Here is a 12,843-nt window from a genome sequence, read left to right as displayed (position 1 = left end):
CGAGTTTTAACTGAGTGCTTGCAATTGGTATATATGACCGCATAAATTATAAGCTACTAAAGTAGAGTTTAAGCATGAAGCTATTCTCTTTTTTTCTTGTATTGATAAGTTCTGCTAGCTTAGGCCAGAGTTTACCATTACATCTCCTAAAGTATCCGTCCAAATTTTCGATAAATATTTATGCAGCTCCCGTTTCTGATGCGCGAGAAATGGCACTGGGCAGTAAAGATATAGTTTTTGTAGGCTCAAGAAGTGCCGGGAAAGTGTATGCTGTTATTCCAGATAAAAAAAACTCTCATGGTACTCGAGTTTTAACCATAGCTTCTGGATTGAATATGCCAAATGGTGTTGCCTTTCATAAAGGCGCACTTTATGTCGCCGAGATTGGGCGGATTTTACGCTTTGATAATATTGAATCAAATCTGAATAATCCTCCTGAACCAGTTGTGGTTACTACAAAATTACCGAAAGAAAAAGCTCATGGCTGGCGTTTTATTAGTTTTGGACCAGATGATAAGCTTTATATAGGAATTGGCGCCCCTTGCAATGTTTGTTTAATGGAAGATCCGCGTTATGCTACTATTATGAGAATGAATACCTATGGGCAAGATCTCGAGATCTATGCTAGAGGAATACGTAATACAGTGGGGTTTGATTGGGATCCCCTTCATCATAATCTTTGGTTTACAGACAATGGGCGTGACTGGCTAGGTGATAACTTACCCCCAGATGAGCTCAATGTAGCTCCGAGAAAGGGCATGGATTTTGGTTTTCCTTATTGCTATGGTAAAAGCACAGTAGATCCTGTTTATGGCAAAATACATTCTTGTTCCGAGTTTACTCCTGCTGTTTTTGAATTCCCAGCGCATGTTGCTCCACTTGGTATGTCATTTTATACAGGCAAATTGTTCCCTTCCAATTATTGGGGACAAATTTTTATTAGTGAGCACGGTTCCTGGAATCGTAGTCATAAGATCGGGTATCAAGTTACTACAGTAAAAATTAAGAATAATCACGTAACTGAGGTTAAGCCATTTATCAGCGGGTGGTTACAGGGGGAAAAAGCATGGGGAAGACCTGTTGATACGCTCGTTATGCCAGATGGGTCACTATTAATCTCTGACGATTATGCTAATGTAATATATCGGGTTAGCTATCAGCAGTAAATGGAGCAGTTATTTTATTATAGGCGGGGATAAAGCCCCTACCTATTTCTTATCAGTATTAACGAATTAAATTTAAGAATTCCAAACGGCAGCTCGAATTGTTACGCATTTCACCGAGCATAACTGAAGTTGTCATGACAGAATTTTGTTTTTCAACTCCACGCATCATCATGCAAAGATGTTTTGCTTCAATCACTACGGCGACACCGCGAGCTCCGGTAGTGGATTCAATACAGTGAGCAATTTCGCCCGTCAGCCGTTCTTGAATTTGTAGTCTCCTCGCATAAAAATCAACAATACGAGCAATTTTAGATAAGCCTATTACTTTACCATCAGGTAGATATCCAACATGGCATTTACCCAAAAAAGGCAATAAGTGATGTTCGCATAATGAGTACAGTTCTATGTCCTTGACGATAACCATTTCACTCATGTCTGAATCAAACAGAGCACCGTTAATGATTTCATCAAGGTTCTCATTGTAACCTTTAGTTAAATAACGTAAGGCATTAGCTGCTCGTCCAGGAGTATCCTTTAATCCTTCCCGATTTATATCTTCGCCTAATTCTTTAAGCAAATTTGAGTATAATTTTTCCATAGCAAGAATTCCTAACCTGGCGGCCAAGTCATTTGACGCCCGCCAAGTAAATGTAAATGAATGTGGTAAACTTCCTGCCCGCCACCAGAATTAACATTAAAAACCAATCGATAACCCATTTCACTTAGTCCTTCGGCCTGTGCTAATTTTTTTGCTCTTATTAGAATATTAGCAAGAAGTTCGCTATCATCATCGTTCACATCATTGATAGTTGCAATATGCTTTTTGGGTATAATCAATAAATGTGTTGGTGCTTGAGGTCTAATATCGCGAAATGCCAAAATATTTTTGTCTTCAAAAACTACTGTTGCAGGAATTTCACCCTGTGCAATTTTGCAAAACAAACAATTCATAGGTCATCCGATGTTTTAGATTCAAAATGCTATTATACATTTCATTTATTATATTGCGAACGCTTGTCTTTGCCTTTTGATGCGATTTTTCGCATAATATTACTTTTATTTATTATTAAGGGTGCGTAAATGAGTTTAATGGAAATTCAGAGCGGTCGTGATGTTCCAAATGAAGTGAATGTGATCATAGAAATCCCTATGCACGGAGAACCTGTAAAATATGAAGTTGATAAAAAAACTGGTGCTTTATTTGTAGATCGTTTTATGACGACAGCAATGTTTTATCCAACGAATTACGGTTATATCCCGAATACTCTTTCAGAAGATGGGGATCCTGTGGATGTGTTGGTAATAACTCCTGTCCCTTTGATCAGTGGGGCTGTTATTTCATGTCGAGCTGTTGGCATGTTAAAGATGACAGATGAATCCGGAGTTGATGCAAAGATTTTGGCTGTTCCAACAACCAAACTAAGTAAAATGTATCAATCCATGCAAACTTATCAAGATATTCCTCAGCATTTATTGTTGTCTATCGAACATTTTTTTAAGCACTATAAAGACCTGGAAGAAGGTAAATGGGTTAAGGTTGAGGGCTGGGTAGGCCCAGATGCAGCTCGTGAGGAAATAACATCCAGTATTAACCGTTATAATCACACAAAAAAGTAAAACGGTAGCTTAAACTGTGCCAGGTGTTGGGCATTGCTCAGCACCAACCTTATATCTTTAGCTATAATAGCGGCATCATTTCAGCCCCTACTACAAAACACCAAGTTCTATTGTATAATTTGTCATTCTTAAAAGTATAAGGATATTCAGTGCAACTTCCTCTTTCCACTTTATTGGTTTTATTGTTTTTCCTAATTTGCCTGTCTGCTTTTTTTTCAGGTTCCGAAATTGGCATGATGTCTATCAATAGATATAAATTACGACACCTGGTAAAAAGCAATGATAAGCAAGCCATGCGGGTTAATTCCATGCTGGCTCGGCCTGATAAACTACTAAGTGTGGTTTTAATTGGGAATACTTTGGCAAATATAGTGGCATCAACTCTCGCCACTTTAATCGGGCAGCGGTTTTATGGGGATGCAGGGGTGGCTATAGCAACTGCTTTGTTGACTATACTGATCCTGGTTTTTGCAGAAATGACTCCGAAAACTCTGGCTGCTATTTACCCTCAGCAAGTAGCTTTTGCATCCTCATTGCCGTTGAGCATTTTACAATGGATTTTTTCTCCTTTGGTCCACTTAATCAGTTTGATTACCAATGGTATCCTAAGATTATTTAACATATCGGTAAAACGCATGCAAAAGGAGACGCTAACTGGTGAAGAGTTGCGATCAGTGGTGCATGAAGCGGGAGGATTAATGCCTGTAGAGCATAAAAGTATGTTGATTAGTTTATTGGATCTGGAACAAGCAACTGTTGAAGACATCATGGTTCCCAAAGCCGATATTGTTGGGATTGATTTGGATTTACCCTGGATAGAACTTTTAGAGCAACTGGAAACAGCACAACACACAAGATTACCAATTTATCATGGTTCTATTGATCATTTGGCAGGGATGATCCACGTAAGAAATATTTTAAATTTAGCATTAGAAAATAAGTTGGATATGGAGAATTTGTTAAATAGTGCAGAAGTCCCCTACTTTATTCCAGAAGCTACCCCATTAAATATACAAATCCTTAATTTCAGGAAAATGAAAAGAAGAAGTTGCTTTGTTGTGGATGAATATGGCGATATTCTTGGGCTTGTGACTATGGAAGATATTCTTGAAGAAATAGTAGGTGAATTCACAACAGATATCGCTGCTTTAAGCCGTGATATAACTCCTCAGCAAGATGGGTCGGTCATAGTTGATGCCAGCATAACTATTCGCCATTTAAATCGCATGATGGGCTGGAGCCTGCCTTTAATCGGTCCAAGAACCCTAAGTGGCCTGATTATCGAGCATTTAGGGTATATTCCACCCCCTGACTCTTGCCTGGTTATTGATCATTATCATATTGAAATATTAAGGGTCAGCGATAATATGATAAGAGGTGTAAAGATGATTAAGACTAATAAAAAAAGAAAATAGTTCTTATAGACTCTGACTATCAATTTGCTTCCAGCTTGTCCCTATTTTAGCTTACTTAAATATTTATGCATTGATAAAGCGATATAATTTATTCATTTTATCGCAATATATTTCTTCAATGCAGATATTAAGATCTCATTTTGAGGGGTGAGGCAATAATAAAGGTAAAAAAATAACAATATATATATTTTTGATTCATTTATGTTAAAATAATGCCTTTATAATATGAAATAGAACAGATGAAGATTTTATATGTACCTTTCTCAAGGCATCAGGCTGGTGATTTGAAATCAATGGTTGAACTTTGGAAAAAAAACGATGAGCAATTTTCTCCTGATCGCATTGAAATAATTTATTTCAATGATGACATTAATTACGATCAATTGGATGAAAAAATTGAGATATATATTTGTGCTCATGGTTCAGATGATGACAATGTAACAAAACTATTTAATCATTCCAATCCATTAGTTGCAGAAAGCCTCGATATAAAAGAAGTGGCAGAACGCTTTGAAAGAGATATTTTACCTATATCGTACTGGATATCAACGATTCATCTTTATTGCTGCGGAACCAATAATAAAAATCAGATGATGGCTGAATTATTAGGGCATTCATTGTTAAGACCAGAAAAGCCCATTTATCACTACAGTGGGTCAGTTTCTATTGTTGACGAATATGGGAAGCAATGGAGTTTTGCAAACCATGTTAAAATACCTGTGCATTTGGTAGCTAAAAGAATATTTGTTCTGAATTTTTTTGATGAAGAGCAACCTCATAGAGCTTTTGTTAAAAAAGCATTTCAAAGTAAGACTTATAAAGAGTTATTAGCCAAGAAGGAAGATTCTTTTTTTGCGAAAGTGAAAGAAAATAGAGCTTCAGTGCTTTTATCCAAACGATTAGGCAAAAAGAGCCAGGATGGTGAAGAGAACTCTTTGTTGAGAAAGGGTAATTAAAGTTTTTACCTTTGATACATTATAGTTTGCGACAATTCGTTATACCAAAAGACATTCTGTGAAGTGCGATAACCATTGAACTCAGAATAAGAGTAAGTATTTTGATATGATTATGTCGTAGCCAAGAGTTATAATAAGAGGCTAAAAATGATTTAAAAGGAGGCCAGTTAGCGATGGGACTGGTTTATGGAGTTACAAGAAAATGGCATTTAATATTTGACAAATTATTTTTTTAAGCTAATCTTGTTTTTGTGCATTGCAACATATGGAGAGTGTAATGAAAGAGCAATTTTTTCAGACAAAAGATTTAAATACTTTGCTTCGATCTGTTGAAAAACCAATTCAGGATTTGTTAGAACTCAATTTTAAAACATTAAAAACTGTGTCTTATGTTACTCCTATTGAATTATTCAATGTTTTAAAACCAGAAGAAGTCCTGGAAAAAAATATGAATGTATTCATTCAAAATAGTCAAAAAGCAATGAGTTACATGTTGAACGTATTTCAAATAATGGAACATCATTGGATTAATATCTATGATCAGATGGCCGAAAACCCAAATGAAAAGAAGGCTAATCCAGCAATAGACAAGGCAAATCGCAAAGTAGATACCAGTACTCCAAAATCATCAGCCAGTAAAAAAGCCGTTACAGCAAAAGGTAAAACAAAGCCTGCTGCAGTACAGTCAAAAGCAAAAACAAGCAAAGCGAAACCGAAAATCAGCAGTCCAATAAAAGTTAAAACAAATACTCAAGAGCGGCCTGCAGCTGTCAAACAACAATCGCAAATGCCCTTATCTTCTTTGCAGAAAGATATGGAAAAACAAGGTATTAATACGCCTGTTGCATTGAAAAACTCAGTTGCGATATTAAAAAATGAAACAAAGGATATAGTGCCTTCTAATAACAAACTTAAATAAACTGGTGCTTTATCCTGTTTTCGTTTTGAGCGCTTTTTTGAGAAGTAGCAAACGATACTTGATAAATCCGGGATACCCAAAAGCTAGACATGATAGGGTGCAATGCTAGCTAGTAAAGGATAGGGCGGGCATTGTGCCAATAAAGCAAATATCAGTTAATGGTTTTTAAAAAGTGCTCAATAAGTAAGACGAATTTGCTTAAATCAGCCAGATAATAATCAATTATAATGTGGCGTCACTTTCTTTAAGGGTTACAACCCGAGCTGTGAACATGTAGCCGCCATTGCGAATGGTTTTGATTAAAGCTGGCTTTTTTTTGTCTATTTCGATTTTTTGACGCAAACGACTAATTTGGACATCAATCCTTCGGTCAAAAGGAACCAGGTCTGTATTTTTGGTAATTTGTAATAAAAATTCTCTATCCAGGACTCGTTGCGGTTGTTGGACAAAAGTAAGAAGCAAATCATACTCACCGGCGCTTAATTGCAATTCTTCATTATTCTCCCCGAACACTTGTCGGGAGGCTGGATAAAGTCGCCAGTTAGCAAACATTAATACTTCTTTACCATGGTCTAGTTTTTGTTGCGCTCTCATTACTCGACGAGAAATAGCACCAATTCGCGCATGCAGCTCACGGGGATAAATGGGTTTGGTCATAAAATCATCAGCACCGGCTTCAAGCATGGCAACGCTTGATTCTTCATCAGGTTTATTATTAATAACAATTAATGGCACTGGATACATATTATAAAATTGTTCAATTACTTCTGGTTCAGCTCTTAAAATTGACCAATTAATTAAAATGGCTGTAGGTAATCCTTTTTCAACATGAATAGGAAACAATTTCTTTTGTTGAATAATATCAAGATTAAACTTTTCAAAGTAATCTTTCAGTTCTTCACTGACAGGCTCATTATCAATAAATAGCAAATAGTGGCGTTGTGACATCAATTTGCCTCAAAGGTCAAAAAATATATTGCTTTAATTTTGGCAAGTTTATCAGTTGCTTGCAATTATTTTTAAATATTTATGCTTGCCAGAGCTTTTTAGAGCGCAAAACCTGGTTTATTGCAAAATTTGCATTTTGTTCGTTATAAAAATTAGGAAAATATTTCTTTTCAATGCTATTGTTAAAGTTCAAGTGTCAGGATAATGCTTGAGGAGAAAGGGATGACTCAAAAGACACTTACTTTACCAAATGGGTTCGTTACGGATAATGACAGAGCCAAGGCGCGAATCAAATATGAGTTGAAACAGCTGGAGACTCAGCTTGGCAAATGCGTTAAGCAGCCGGATGATACTGCCTTTTCAAAGAACAAGCACTCACTTTACATGGCTTTGGCGGATAAATATTCGGAGTATTTGAAGTTAATAGATATTGATTCTAAATTTAAACAATTCGTGGGGGTGGAGATACCTAAGGATATTAGTTATCCGGAAGCTTGCAATCGGATTATGCATCTGAAACAGAAAAGGTCTGCAGCAGTGAATTTGCTCGAGGAAGCTAAAATTATCATTGAGATATCATCATTGTATCAATGTCTTGCTAAAGCAATTGAGCCAAATGAGGTTTCAGACGTAAGCAATCATTTAATCCTGAATCAATTTGATAAACTAAAGCAGTTATTTAAGAAAGAGAATCTTGAATTATGGTTATCAACTCTGGTTGATCTTTGGAATCACAATTCTACTTTATTAAGGGAGCCAGCCAAGTTATTTCGCAATTGGGATCTTGAAGAACAAACGATAGCCTTATGTTTTTTTTCTGAATCTGAAGTTGTTAATTTAGTAAATGCTATATTTTTTTATAAATTGTATCCTGATAAGTTATTTAATGAATTAATTCATCCTGAAAAATTGGTTTCAGTACGTATGCGCCTTGGTTTTTTGCATGAATTTATAGAACTTCTACAAAAACAATTACATAGCAATGCACTTCAATATGGGCTAAATCCAGGTATTGATTTCCTATTTCATGGTGAAGAACTACCCCAAGGCATTATGATCGAAGTGAATGAGGTTTATAGAGATATAATCCAATTAGCTGTTAAAAACCTTAGAGTGCAATTTACACCTGAAAATAATGAGAAAGTTACCCTGGAACGTTTGCATGATTTGGGAAGGGCATACAAATTTTGGTTTAATCCTAATAGGCTAATTGACGCTGTGATGGTTCTGCAGCAACGTCTGGTAAAGGAAAGTATATCTCAAGAGGAGGATTTAGAAAAATTTCATCAAGAAATGCTAGTTCTATATCGTCAGCTCACCACAACAGAATGTCTGGATTTATATGGTTATTTTGCCAACAATGACAGTCGATATTTACTTTATACTTTATATTCAATAAACAATGGTTACTCTTTAGATTGGTTGCCATCATTAAATTCATCTGAAAGAAATGCTATAGCCAGAGTGTATCAAGCGTTGAAGTGCGTTATGGAGGCGCTAAGAGTCGAATTAAAAAACAGATTTATCACAACCGAACCTTATCTATATGATTTGGGGAAAAAGGAAATTCATACAGGAAGACGTAATCGAGAGGCTGTATTTAGAATCATTGCAATTTATGGTTGTGAAAGAATAGTGATGAGTGACTCATTAGAAAGATTGTTTAATCTCATTGAAGAACCAAATTAGCAATTTGAGTGGTAAATATGAATTTTTCAGGTGCCAATTGACTAAGAGTAATTCGTTTTTTGGGATATACCCAACCTCTTTTATAACTTGCTTCTTTCATTTTACTGCTGCATTGCAAACGTTTCTGCGGCGCTCATTTACTGCATATAAACTTTGCTTCTGCCTTGCTCTGAAGCAAAATAAAAGAGGTCTGCTGTTTTGTATGGGGGCTTTGCAGTGAGCTTTATAAAGCGCTTTTATTGAATAGGATAAGCCAGTTTTTTACCATAGAACTCTTGAAGTTGTCTCTTTAGTTTTTCTGCCGGACTAGATTTGGCAAAATCACTCTGCAGGTTATCAATCCATTCTCCAGTTGAAAGATTGAGAATAACGGGGATGTAGGTGTTGTCATCTGGATATAGGGCTAAAATCCAGTTTCCACTAATGACTCCGTATAGCTTTTGATTATTCACCTGGATTAATTCATCAGGCTTCAACTCAAGTTGCCCAGTATCCGGATTAACCTTATAGATTTTTTTTCCTAATTCAATGGCTTTTTCTTTAGTAAAATCTTGATTTGGATACATTCCACTTTCAATAAAGAATGTGCGGTGTGGTAGTGGAGTATCTGGGTTTAATACAGTAGGTAGTAATGAAATGCCATCCATTTTCTGTTTTTTTGTAATATTCAGGAAGTCCAAAATGGTTGGGGCCAAATCAAATAATGCGACTCTTGTTTTGATTTTGTTTGTTTTTGTAAGTAGCTTTCCATCTTTATAAACATTAAATGCCAGAAGGCTATGATATTGCATAGGGCTTAATATATCAGAACCATGGCCAGCACTTTTATCCAGTTCGGTTGCAGTTTTGGCTTTAAAATACTCTGCGAGTTTGCTAGTTAGTGAGCTTTGGTATTTTTGGTAACTTGTCAATCGTGAGTTGGGATAATAAAGTACTTCACCATGATCGCTTAGTATAATGACCAGGCTGTTTTTAAAATAGCCATGTTTTTTTAAATAGCAGAAAATGACTTTAAATTGATTGTCTACTGCTTTTAGTGCTCTTAGGTAAAGCGCATCACGCTTGCTGAGGCTGAATTCATTCTCCACTTGATCAGGCAATGATGCTGCCCAGGCATAAGGCCAATGTGGAAGAGCGAAATGCACCGCAAGGAAAACAGGGGAATTTTGTTGTAAAGACAGTTCTCTTTTTAATTCATTTGTAAAGGTTTCCGGATAGTAGGATATGAAGCTGGCTCTATTACTAAAGTTATAGGGGAATAACCAGGAACTAATGCGAAAATTAACCAGTAAATTCCCAAGAGGAAAATCATTATAAGAGCCTAACATGACATCATTGACACCTGTTTTTGGGCCGATGATTTTTTTAAATCCAAAATTCTCATCTATGCTATTAAATCGTCTATCATCAGTCGCATAGATTGTGTTATACCCCAATTTATTCAAATCCCACACAATGCTGAGTTGACTTTTAACCCGGCTTCGCTCAACTAAATTTTCTTCGGCAAGATGATGTTTAGGGTATAACCCAGTTAAAATGGAGCTCCAAGCGGGATAGGTTCTGGCTAAAGGACTAATCGTGTTTGTAAATTGAAAACTGTCCAGTAGCACTTGATGAAGAAAAGGCATGTTTCTAGATGTGACACTTTCTGGACTTAAGCTGTCTATGCCCAGAATAATGACGTTGGGTTCGGAATCAACATTAGGATTTAAGGAAGATTTCCAATAATTATTTAATAGGAAAATACAAATGCCAATGGGTAGCGCTATTGATAATAGGCGAGCAGTCGTGCGATAAAACAAGCAATTTAATAAGAGTAACCCCAGGCAAGCCAAAGAAAAATAAAGTAATATTAAAAAAATAAACTCAGGAATTGGTGGTGAAAATAGTTTGCTAAAAACACTCAGAGGGAAATAATAGGCATTAGCACTTAATATAGCGCACGCAAATAAAGACCAAATAATGATTTGCCATTGCTCAGTAGAAAAATAATGCCAAGATCGATTTAAAATGCCTATAAGCAACAGAGCTTGAATCATGGAAATGATGATATACAGGCTGAATTGAATTACGAGAGTGCCGATAATTTCAAAATAGATTGGCAAAGGAAGCTTAATCGAACTGATTAGGCTCTCAGCATGCGAATAGAGTAGAAGCAATTGCAAGCCAAAAAAGCAAAGATTAAATAAAAGGAATTGGCTAAAATATGCAAAAATCAAATGCTTTTTTTTCATGATTGATTATCTGCGGGACAATTAATATGCCAGTTATAAATATAACTATCAATAGTATTAATATGCTTTAATTGGTTACGCAGAGGTTCTTTCGCGAATTGTAGCAAATGTTTGATGACATATTTTTTGGTACCACCAAAATCTTCTTCATACCAGTCATATAATTTAGAAACAATTAATTTACCTTCAATTACATGAACTCCCCTGAGAGAGTTAATGTATTTGAATGCCGCGTCGTTAAGTTGTTGCTCCAGCAATGGCCCTTGGTATGCTTGTTTGCTCAGATTAGGAGCTCCTATGGTGGCATTATTTAAAGCATAATGAGTTCTTGGGTCATTCCAAATTGGGCGAATAATTCTATTATTGATATCATCCAGGGATAAGTTAGTATTTTTGATTGTGATAATATTAGCTCCCCAAGGTCCAACGCTAAATAATCCGGGAGAAATGTTAATTTCCTGAATGTTTGCAATGGGGTAATAGTTGGCTACTGTTAATACTGTAAGGGCATTATACAAATTGATCCAATAAGCCAATTGTTCTTGACGGTTATAATTATCAATATCGATTTGCGATAAATTTTTTATATATTCTTTTAGTGAAGCCAACTCTTTCTCATTGATATTGGTATAGTCTACCAGATTGATGTCTTCTTCATTAGTTATTACATGATGATCAAGAAAATGTTGCCATGCCTGATGAGAAATTGATTGTTTGGAAAGAGGGGTATTGACCAACCATTTGGGCCATAAACTTCTGTAGAAGGAAGCAGAAGCTGTACTTGTTATGAAACATAAGGATAACAGGAGTAAGACCAGTATTTTTTTTCTGCATAAAATAAATATGGATTTAGACATTAATCACAGCTCTGTTCTTAAGGGCACTGCTTATAGTATTCCCATCTAAAAATTCTAATTCACCACCTGATGGTATTCCATGTGCTAACTGACTGATATTGACGGTTTCATCCTTTAGCAACTGATGAATAAAATGAATTGTGGTCTGGCTTTCAACACTGGGGCTTAATGCAAGAATAACTTCCTGAATTTTTTCCCTAGTAATTAACTCCTTAAGTTTCGGTAGACCTATGTCATCAGGTCCCAAGCCATCAAGAGGAGAAATTTTTCCCATAAGGACAAAATACTTACCTTGAAAGGAATTGCTTTGTTCTATGGCAGAAACATCTGCTGGACTCTCTACCACACAAAGCAATGTCGAATCTCGATTAGGATTTTGACAAAGAGCACACAGTGTTTGTTCGGTGTAATTATTACACTGCTGACAATGACTAATGTGCTTCATTGCCTGTTCTAAACAGGAGGCAAGGTGTAAACCTCGCTGCCTTTGGTGCTGCAATAAATGGAACACCATCCTTTGTGCTGATTTTGGTCCCACACCGGGAAGACAGCGAAGCGCCTCTACCAATCGGCTTAGAGCATCCATAGTCAGGGTTACTCTCCTTCTTTATCACCCATTAAATCAGTTGGAATATTAAGTCCAGCAGTCAGTTGGCTGATTTTTTCTTTGGATGCTTTTTCAATTTTACGCACTGCATCATTGACTGCAGCAGCAATTAGATCTTCCAGCATTTCAATATCTTCATCCATTAAAGTGGGTTTGATTTTAACTTCAGTGACATCATGACGTCCATTCATCTTAATAGTAACCATACCACCACCTGATTCTCCACTTACGACCAACTGGCTTAATTGTTGCTGCGCTTCTTGCATACGTTGTTGCATTTTTTGCGCTTCTTTCATTAAATTGCCTAAATTTTGATTAATATCCATTACAGCCTCGTCTATTTATGGTTAGTTTAAGTATTATAAGTCATCTTTTAACAGGACAATAGAATTTTTGACCAATTCTGCTGAAAATTCTTGTTGCAACTGTTGAAAT

14 protein-coding genes (1 of these 14 only partly in view) are annotated in these 12,843 nt (G+C 36.2%); 6 read left to right on the top strand and 8 right to left on the bottom strand.

All coding sequences use genetic code 11. From position 1 onward, the window contains the following. The first annotated feature begins 74 nt into the window (after positions 1-74). Positions 75-1,166: a PQQ-dependent sugar dehydrogenase gene (locus tag LPG_RS13960; RefSeq protein ID WP_010948457.1), complete on the top strand. Its 1,092-nt coding sequence runs from the start codon at positions 75-77 to the stop codon at positions 1,164-1,166. 58 nt (positions 1,167-1,224) lie between these two features. Here the strand turns inward: LPG_RS13960 and folE are convergent, their stop codons facing one another. Together folE and LPG_RS13950 are read right to left on the bottom strand one after the other, a co-directional pair. Then, on the bottom strand, positions 1,225-1,764 hold the full coding sequence (folE, locus tag LPG_RS13955; protein ID WP_011216616.1) for a GTP cyclohydrolase I FolE: 540 nt from the start codon (positions 1,762-1,764) through the stop codon (positions 1,225-1,227). Positions 1,765-1,775: 11 nt separating this feature from the next. Then, on the bottom strand, positions 1,776-2,117 hold the full coding sequence (locus LPG_RS13950; protein ID WP_010948455.1) for a histidine triad nucleotide-binding protein: 342 nt from the start codon (positions 2,115-2,117) through the stop codon (positions 1,776-1,778). A gap of 129 nt (positions 2,118-2,246) precedes the next feature. Here LPG_RS13950 and ppa point away from each other — a divergent pair, with 129 nt between their 5' ends. From ppa to LPG_RS13930, 4 genes are all read left to right on the top strand, one after another. Continuing rightward, a complete protein-coding gene (gene ppa, locus LPG_RS13945; RefSeq protein WP_010948454.1) occupies positions 2,247-2,783 on the top strand; it encodes an inorganic diphosphatase in 537 nt (178 codons plus the stop codon). A 149-nt stretch (positions 2,784-2,932) separates the two neighbouring features. Then, positions 2,933-4,198 carry an HlyC/CorC family transporter gene (locus LPG_RS13940; protein WP_010948453.1) on the top strand — a complete coding sequence of 422 codons (1,266 nt, stop codon included), beginning with the start codon at positions 2,933-2,935 and terminating at the stop codon, positions 4,196-4,198. 239 nt (positions 4,199-4,437) lie between these two features. Then, positions 4,438-5,154: a hypothetical protein gene (locus LPG_RS13935; protein ID WP_010948452.1), complete on the top strand. Its 717-nt coding sequence runs from the start codon at positions 4,438-4,440 to the stop codon at positions 5,152-5,154. A 277-nt stretch (positions 5,155-5,431) separates the two neighbouring features. Beyond that, the gene (locus LPG_RS13930) at positions 5,432-6,073 is read left to right on the top strand and encodes a hypothetical protein (protein ID WP_015443948.1); all 642 of its coding nucleotides are present in this window, start codon (positions 5,432-5,434) and stop codon (positions 6,071-6,073) included. A 222-nt stretch (positions 6,074-6,295) separates the two neighbouring features. On the opposite strand, the gene LPG_RS13925 is transcribed toward LPG_RS13930, so the two are convergent. Next, entirely contained in the window at positions 6,296-7,021 is a 726-nt protein-coding gene (locus LPG_RS13925) for a winged helix-turn-helix domain-containing protein (RefSeq protein ID WP_015443949.1), read from the bottom strand. Between the two features lie 222 nt (positions 7,022-7,243). On the opposite strand from LPG_RS13925, the gene LPG_RS13920 reads away from it, so the two are divergent. Next, positions 7,244-8,710 carry a hypothetical protein gene (locus LPG_RS13920; protein ID WP_015443951.1) on the top strand — a complete coding sequence of 489 codons (1,467 nt, stop codon included), beginning with the start codon at positions 7,244-7,246 and terminating at the stop codon, positions 8,708-8,710. Between the two features lie 236 nt (positions 8,711-8,946). On the opposite strand, the gene LPG_RS13915 is transcribed toward LPG_RS13920, so the two are convergent. The 5 genes in view from LPG_RS13915 to dnaX are tightly spaced (at most 33 nt apart) and all read right to left on the bottom strand, a layout consistent with a single transcriptional unit that may run on beyond the window. Further along, positions 8,947-10,944, bottom strand: a complete 1,998-nt coding sequence (locus tag LPG_RS13915) for a sulfatase-like hydrolase/transferase (RefSeq protein ID WP_010948448.1) — start codon at positions 10,942-10,944, stop codon at positions 8,947-8,949. Further along, entirely contained in the window at positions 10,941-11,801 is an 861-nt protein-coding gene (locus tag LPG_RS13910; RefSeq protein WP_010948447.1) for a DUF547 domain-containing protein, read from the bottom strand. The genes LPG_RS13915 and LPG_RS13910 overlap by 4 nt, the downstream gene beginning before the upstream one ends. After that, positions 11,794-12,387 (bottom strand): recombination mediator RecR, encoded by a 594-nt coding sequence (recR, locus tag LPG_RS13905; protein WP_015443954.1) that lies wholly within the window; start codon positions 12,385-12,387, stop codon positions 11,794-11,796. The genes LPG_RS13910 and recR overlap by 8 nt, the downstream gene beginning before the upstream one ends. A gap of 8 nt (positions 12,388-12,395) precedes the next feature. Beyond that, the gene (locus LPG_RS13900) at positions 12,396-12,734 is read right to left on the bottom strand and encodes a YbaB/EbfC family nucleoid-associated protein (RefSeq protein ID WP_010948445.1); all 339 of its coding nucleotides are present in this window, start codon (positions 12,732-12,734) and stop codon (positions 12,396-12,398) included. Between the two features lie 33 nt (positions 12,735-12,767). Then, positions 12,768-12,843, bottom strand: the 3' end of a protein-coding gene (gene dnaX, locus LPG_RS13895; protein WP_010948444.1) for a DNA polymerase III subunit gamma/tau. 1,595 nt of this gene lie beyond the right edge of the window; the window shows 76 of its 1,671 coding nt (coding positions 1,596-1,671); the start codon falls outside the window, past its right edge — the gene reads right to left on this strand; it ends in the stop codon at positions 12,768-12,770.

The organism is Legionella pneumophila subsp. pneumophila str. Philadelphia 1 (assembly GCF_000008485.1).
In the GTDB taxonomy this organism is placed as follows: Bacteria; Pseudomonadota; Gammaproteobacteria; order Legionellales; family Legionellaceae; genus Legionella; species Legionella pneumophila.
Note: the sequence above shows the minus strand (reverse complement) of the source record. Positions and strands in the feature narration are given on the sequence as shown.

Coding starts and splice junctions, on each gene's coding strand:
- LPG_RS13925 (WP_015443949.1), bottom strand. CDS start 7,021: ATGTCACAACGCCACTATTTGCTATTTATTGATAATGAGCCTGTCAGT.
- LPG_RS13900 (WP_010948445.1), bottom strand. CDS start 12,734: ATGGATATTAATCAAAATTTAGGCAATTTAATGAAAGAAGCGCAAAAA.
- folE (WP_011216616.1), bottom strand. CDS start 1,764: ATGGAAAAATTATACTCAAATTTGCTTAAAGAATTAGGCGAAGATATA.
- LPG_RS13960 (WP_010948457.1), top strand. CDS start 75: ATGAAGCTATTCTCTTTTTTTCTTGTATTGATAAGTTCTGCTAGCTTA.
- recR (WP_015443954.1), bottom strand. CDS start 12,387: ATGGATGCTCTAAGCCGATTGGTAGAGGCGCTTCGCTGTCTTCCCGGT.
- LPG_RS13920 (WP_015443951.1), top strand. CDS start 7,244: ATGACTCAAAAGACACTTACTTTACCAAATGGGTTCGTTACGGATAAT.
- ppa (WP_010948454.1), top strand. CDS start 2,247: ATGAGTTTAATGGAAATTCAGAGCGGTCGTGATGTTCCAAATGAAGTG.
- LPG_RS13930 (WP_015443948.1), top strand. CDS start 5,432: ATGAAAGAGCAATTTTTTCAGACAAAAGATTTAAATACTTTGCTTCGA.
- LPG_RS13910 (WP_010948447.1), bottom strand. CDS start 11,801: ATGTCTAAATCCATATTTATTTTATGCAGAAAAAAAATACTGGTCTTA.
- LPG_RS13915 (WP_010948448.1), bottom strand. CDS start 10,944: ATGAAAAAAAAGCATTTGATTTTTGCATATTTTAGCCAATTCCTTTTA.
- LPG_RS13935 (WP_010948452.1), top strand. CDS start 4,438: ATGAAGATTTTATATGTACCTTTCTCAAGGCATCAGGCTGGTGATTTG.
- LPG_RS13950 (WP_010948455.1), bottom strand. CDS start 2,117: ATGAATTGTTTGTTTTGCAAAATTGCACAGGGTGAAATTCCTGCAACA.